This is a genomic window from Streptomyces neyagawaensis (genome assembly GCF_023516595.1).
Lineage (GTDB): Bacteria > Actinomycetota > Actinomycetes > Streptomycetales > Streptomycetaceae > Streptomyces > Streptomyces neyagawaensis.
In genome coordinates this window covers 1-404 of the sequence record NZ_JAMGBG010000175.1, presented here as the reverse complement: position 1 = coordinate 404, position 404 = coordinate 1, and the positions used below count along the sequence as shown (strand labels likewise).

The 404-nt window shown below is 73.0% G+C and carries 1 protein-coding gene; it reads right to left on the bottom strand.

Annotated features, from left to right (window positions below; genetic code table 11):
* The coding region (locus M8J73_RS45935) for an alcohol dehydrogenase catalytic domain-containing protein (RefSeq protein ID WP_249829790.1) at positions 1-404 on the bottom strand (404 nt) is incomplete at both ends.

Genomic DNA, 404 nt, shown 5'->3' with positions numbered 1-404 from the left:
AGGGCGTCGGGGAGGCGGATGAGGGTGGAGGCGGGGACGGTCCAGCGCTGCTGCATGGCGCCGGGGGAGTCGATGCCGATGAAGTCGAGGTGCTGGCAGACGTGTCGGTGACCGGCGCGGCAGGCGGGGCAGGTGTCGTCCCAGCGCAGCGGCATCACGGTCACCGCGTCCCCGGCCTGCCAGCCTTCCACCTCGGGGCCGACCCGGAGGATCCGGCCGGACATCTCATGCCCCAGGACGGCGGGTGTGGTGACGCGGGCGTCCATGTCGCCGTGGAAGATGTGCAGGTCGGTGCCGCAGATACCGACGTAGGCGGGGGCGAGTACCACCTCGCCGGGGCCCGGCTCCACGCTCAAGGCGGGAGCCGTGTCCAGGGTGCGGGCAGCCGTGTAGCGGACGGCGAG